Annotated in this window: 3 protein-coding genes and 1 pseudogene; all 4 read right to left on the bottom strand. The window is 70.8% G+C overall.

Features of this window, described 5'->3' with window-relative positions:
• Positions 1-43 precede the first annotated feature (43 nt).
• Entirely contained in the window at positions 44-703 is a 660-nt protein-coding gene (locus ACIP4P_RS44965; RefSeq protein WP_400930297.1) for a DUF742 domain-containing protein, read from the bottom strand.
• A gap of 161 nt (positions 704-864) precedes the next feature.
• Positions 865-1,278 carry a roadblock/LC7 domain-containing protein gene (locus tag ACIP4P_RS44960; protein WP_097236138.1) on the bottom strand — a complete coding sequence of 138 codons (414 nt, stop codon included), beginning with the start codon at positions 1,276-1,278 and terminating at the stop codon, positions 865-867.
• A 10-nt stretch (positions 1,279-1,288) separates the two neighbouring features.
• Positions 1,289-4,639 (bottom strand): nitrate- and nitrite sensing domain-containing protein, encoded by a 3,351-nt coding sequence (locus ACIP4P_RS44955; RefSeq protein ID WP_400930294.1) that lies wholly within the window; start codon positions 4,637-4,639, stop codon positions 1,289-1,291.
• Between the two features lie 451 nt (positions 4,640-5,090).
• Positions 5,091-5,192, bottom strand: a pseudogene (locus ACIP4P_RS44950) (ATP-binding protein); the annotation flags it as partial.

Genomic DNA, 5,192 nt, shown 5'->3' with positions numbered 1-5,192 from the left:
GACGATCTTCGCGGAGGTGGTGGCGCGGGTGGGGGCGGCCGCGTTAGAGCTTGCGAAGTCCACTGAGGACCCTTTCGAGCAGCGTGACGTCGGGCTGGTTTCCGGTTTCGCCCCCGGAAGCGGGCTGGTGGATGGCGACGAGGCCGGCCTCGGCCAGGTCGGCCACGAGGATGCGGGCCACACCCAGGGGAAGGGAGAGCAGTGCCGACACCTCGGCGACGGACTTGACCTCTCTGCACAGCGTGCAGATCCGCTGGTGCTCCGGGAGGAGGGTGGCCAGACGCTGCGGGTCGACGTCGGCGGAGACCAGGGCCTCCAGCGCGAGTTCGTAGCGGGGCCGGGTGCGACCGCCGGTCATGGCGAACGGCCGGATCAGCGGGCCGGAGTCCGGCTCGTCCTCGAACTCCTCGACGTGCCCGGGCTCCTGGGCCGACCGCCGGCCGGGGGCCGGCACCGGCGCCGGGCCGGGCGGTGCCGGGTAGCCGGGTGGCGGGGTGTCGAAGGCGGGCTGTGGGCCGGGGTACTGGCCGTACTGGCCGTACTGCTCCTCGGGCCGGGGGTACGGGTGCTGCTGGGGCTGCTGCCCGTACTGGTGCCGACCGTAATGCTGACCGTGGCCGGCGCCGGGTGCTCCGAAGGCGTCATGGCCTGTGCCAGGGTACGGAACGCCGTACTGGCCGCTGCGGTCGTCGGGCGGTGTCACGGTTCCTCTCCTCACAAGGTGCGGCGGTGCGGTGCGAGCTTCGGTACGAGTCCGGAGCCGGTGGTGCGAAGGCCGTACAACGTCCGAACCCGAGCCCGCCGAAGCGGGCCCGGGAAGGACGCGGAGGTACTTCGAATACCTGGACGGTATCCGACGAACCGTCAGTGCAGGAGACTGCCCTGGAGTTCCGCGCGGAGTGCGGGGGTGAGGACGGCGCCGGCCCGGTCGACGAGCAGGGCCATCTCGTACCCGACCAGACCGATGTCGGAGTCGGGGGAGGCGAGGACGGCGAGGGCGGAGCCGTCGCTGATGGCCATCAGGAACAGGAAGCCGCGCTCCATCTCGACGACGGTCTGGTTGACCTCGCCGCCTTCGAAGATCCGGCTGGCGCCGGAGGTGAGGGAGGTGAGGCCGGAGGCGACGGCGGCGAGCTGGTCGGCGCGGTCGCGCGGGAAGCCTTCCGACATGCACAGCAGGAGGCCGTCCGCGGAGACCACCACGGTGTGGGACACCCCGGGGGTGTTGTCCACGAAATTGGTGATCAGCCAGTTCAGGTTCTGTGCGGCCTGGCTCATCTGAGTCAACTCAACGCTCCTGGTGGTTCGAGCCGCCGAAGAGATCGGTGCTCCGGTTCTGTCCGTTGCCGGACTGGTCTACCTGATCGGGGTCGATCCGGAAGCTTCCGGTGTTGCCGGCGCTGCGGCCCTGCTCCACACCGCGGCGCAGGTTGGTGAGGCGGCCACGGACCTCCTCGGGGCTGCGGGAGACCTGCGGCCCTTCCTGCGGGGTGGGCTTGGCGTTGCCGGGCACCAGGTTCTGCTTGGGCACCCGTCGGGGCAGACCGGCCCCGGTGGTGCCGGCGGACGAGGGCTCGCGCAGCTGCTCGGCGCGCTGCCAGTCGCCGTCGTTCGGCGACTGCCAGGGGGAGGCGGTCGGGCCGGTCGGGCCGTATCCGCCCAGTGCGGACACGTCGTGGCCGCGGGTCTCGTTGGACGACGAGGTGTCCTTGGCGCCGGCGAACCAGTTCGGGGTCTCCCCGGACGGGTTGCCGCCGGCCGGGGCGGCACCCAGGTTGCCGCCCGCCAGCTGCTGGCCGGGGCGGCGCTGGGGCAGCCCGGACGGCAGGGTGGCGGCGGGTTCGGCGGCGGGCAGGGCGGGCGGCTCCGGGGTGTACGGGTGGCCGCTGGGGGCCTCCTCGACCCGGTGGCCGTAGCCGTCCTGGGCGTACTCGTCCTGCCGGTAGCCGGTCTGGTCGTAGCCGTACTGGTCGTCGGCGTAGCCGTCCTGCGGGTAGCCCTGCTGCGGGTACTGGCCGTAGCCGTCCTGGGCGTACTCGTCCTGCTGGTAGCCGCCCTGGTCGTAGCCGTACTGCTCGTCCTGGTAGCCGTCCGGCTGGAACTCGCCCTGCTGGTAGCCCTGCTGCGGGGCGTACGGGTCGTAGCCCTGCTGGAAGTCCTCCTCGACCTCGGCGTCCAGCACCTGGTCGTTCGGGGCGCCGTCCAGGGCCGCGCGGCGGACCTGGTCGAGGCGCTGCGAGCGCTGGACGGACTCCAGGGCCGGGCTGAAGCCGGAGGAGCCGGCGTTGCCGATGCCGGTGAGGTGGTCGTCGAAGCCCAGTTCGGCGGCGCTGCGGCCGGCGTTCTGGTCCGGGGCCCACGGAGAGCTCGGCTCCTGGTCGGCGAAGATCCGGGAGACGGTGAACTGCTCCTCCGGCTCCGGCGCGATCGCGGACTTGGTGACGAACGGCGGGAGCATGACCAGCGAGGTGGTGCCGGCCGACTCGCCGGACGGGCGCAGCTGGACGCGGATGTCGTGCCGCTGGGACAGCCGGCCGACCACGAAGAGGCCCATGCGGCGGGAGATGGTGGCGTCGACCGTGGGCGGCTCGGCCAGCTTCTCGTTGATCTCCGCGAAGTCGTCGGCGGTGAGGCCGATGCCCTTGTCGTGGATCTCGACCAGCACCCGGCCGTCCGGCAGGCGGGTCGCGTTGACCAGCACCCGGGTCTGCGGGCTGGAGAACGAGGTGGCGTTCTCCAGCAGCTCGGCGAGCAGGTGGACGAGGTCGGTCACGGCGGCGCCGACGACCTCGACCTCGGGGATGCCGGACAGCTCGACGCGCTCGTACTGCTCCACCTCGGAGGCGGCGGCGCGCAGCACGTCGACCAGCGGGACCGGGGTGTTCCAGCGGCGGCCGGCCTCCTCGCCCGCGAGGACGAGCAGGTTCTCACCGTTGCGGCGCATGCGGGTCGCGAGGTGGTCCAGCTTGAAGAGGTTCTCCAGCTGGTCCGGGTCGGCCTCGTTGTTCTCCAGGTCGGTGATCAGCGCCAGCTGGCGCTGGATCAGGCTCTGGCTGCGGCGCGAGAGGTTGGTGAAGATCGCGTTGACGTTCCCTCGCAGCAGGGCCTGCTCGGCGGCGAGCGCCACGGCCTGCTGGTGGACCTGGTCGAAGGCCCGGGCGACTTCGCCGATCTCGTCCTTGCCGTGCAGCGGGATCGCGGTCACCGAGGTGTCGACCCGGTCGGGGTCGGTCTTGGAGAGCTTCTCGACCAGGTCCGGCAGGCGGTGGTCGGCGATCTCCAGGGCGGCGCTGCGCAGGGTGCGCATGCCGAGGATCATCGAGCGGGCGACGTAGCCGGTGAGCAGGCCGGCCAGGATCAGTGCGGCGACGACGATGACCGTGTTGAGGATGGCGTCGTAGAGCGCGTTGTCCTTGAGGTTGCGGGAGTCGGTGAGGACGTCGTCCAGCAGCGCGACTTCGGTGTTCCGCAGGGCCTGGATGTGGGTTCCGGCGGCCTGGTTCCAGTTGTCCGGGGTCAGACCGGAGGCCTTGGCCTCGTTGTAGGCGGCGTCGGCCGCGGCCTTGCCCTTCTGCTGCCCGGCGGCGGCGGCCTCGGCGTAGTTGCCGGCCAGCGCCAGCAGGGTCTGCATGGTGGGCGCGGTGCCGTTCGGCATCTTGTAGGCCGAGCGGTCCTGGGCGTTGGCCAGGGCGACCTGGGCGTCACCGTACTTCCGGGCGTCCGCGGGGTCGGCACCGGTGTTGAACTCGGACAGCGAGACCTGTTCCAGCTTCTCCGAGACCAGGATGCTCTGGGTCATGTCCTGGTTCTCGTACCGCGTGGTGGCGTTCTGCGAGATGCCGACCAGCAGGTTGAGCATCAGCGCGCGCTGGGTCGAGGAGGCGGCCTTGGCCAGCGACATCGCGTAGATCGCGCGACCCTTGCTGGTGGCGTTGGCGGAGCCGTTGCCGACCGAGTTGTCGTAGGCCAGCAGCGGCGCGTACATCGCCGAGTAGGCGTTCGTGGTGGCGCTGGCGAACAGCTCCTTGCTGAACGCGACCTGGCGCAGGTGCGGGAGGTTGACCACCAGGGTCTCGAAGGCCTCGTGGCGGCGCGGGAGCTCGCCGGACTTGTCGGAGGCGTTGTAGGCGGCCTCGTAGGCCTTCAGTGCCGCGTCGGTGTCGGCGCGGCGCTTGGTGACCTCGTTGTTCGGGTCCTGGCCGGTGAGCAGGGGTATCAGGGTCTTGTCGCGCTCGTTCTCGAGCGCTTCGGCGAGTTCGGTCGCCGCCTTGGCCAGCTCGGCGGTCTTCTCGGCGCGGGAGGCCTTGATGTAGCCGTCGACCGAGGTGTTCACTCGCAGACCGCCGAAGACGAGACTGATGATCACGGGGATCAGCAGGATCGCGATCAGTCGGGTCGGCACGCGCCAGTTGCGCGGACGGAGGAAGTCGTACCGGCTGGAGCCGCCGTCGCCCGCCGCACCGGCGCCCGGACGCGGTTCGCCGGGAACCGTCGGGGGCTTGGCGGCCGGGATGGCCTGGGTGCGCTCCTCGGTGGGAGTGAACGCGGAGAATCCGGCCTGTTCCGCGGCGGTGCCGTTCGGCTCGCTCTGGCGGGGCTCGGAGCGCCGCTGCGGGGCGGGTTGCTGCTTACGCCTCACTCGACTACTACCTCTCGGCCGACTTGCCGGCCATGGATCAATCCAGCGCTACCCCCGGGGCCCTGGCCCGTCGCCGGAGGACCGGCGCGGAAATATTCAGGGGTAGCTGGAATTTCAGCACGTGCAGGGATGGGGGACAAACAGCCGTCGCAAGGCACCCGCGGCGGAACAATACGGACAATCAACGACATGACGGAGCAAAACCGTGGTCATCTGGCGCTGAGTGACGCTGATTCGCCACTCTGCGTCATTGTTGATCACAAAATGCCTACCGAACTGTTATCCGCTGCTTATACAGGGGTCTTGCGCGCGGCCCCGGGAGGACACCGGCCGGTAAAGCACCGCCGCCCCGGCGACCCGTCAGTGTGACGGCTCACCGGGGCCTCACGGTTCCTGTGACTCGCGCCTCGCCGTGCTCGCGCACTCGCCGGGTCGCGCACCCGTCTCCGGCTCAGCGGAGTCGGGCGAGGAGGGCGTGTTCGACGAGGGTGATGAGGGCGCTCTTGGCGCTGTCGCGGCGGCGGGCGTCGAGGGTGACGACGGGGGTGTCGGG

Origin of the sequence: Kitasatospora sp. NPDC089509 (assembly GCF_044749365.1) — a bacterium.
Lineage (GTDB): Bacteria > Actinomycetota > Actinomycetes > Streptomycetales > Streptomycetaceae > Kitasatospora.
The sequence above is the reverse complement of the archived record's forward strand: the minus strand, read 5'-3'. Positions and strand labels throughout refer to the sequence as shown.

Excerpts from the sequence above, each read along its gene's own strand:
- ACIP4P_RS44960 (WP_097236138.1), bottom strand. The coding sequence starts at position 1,278 with ATGAGCCAGGCCGCACAGAACCTGAACTGGCTGATCACCAATTTCGTG.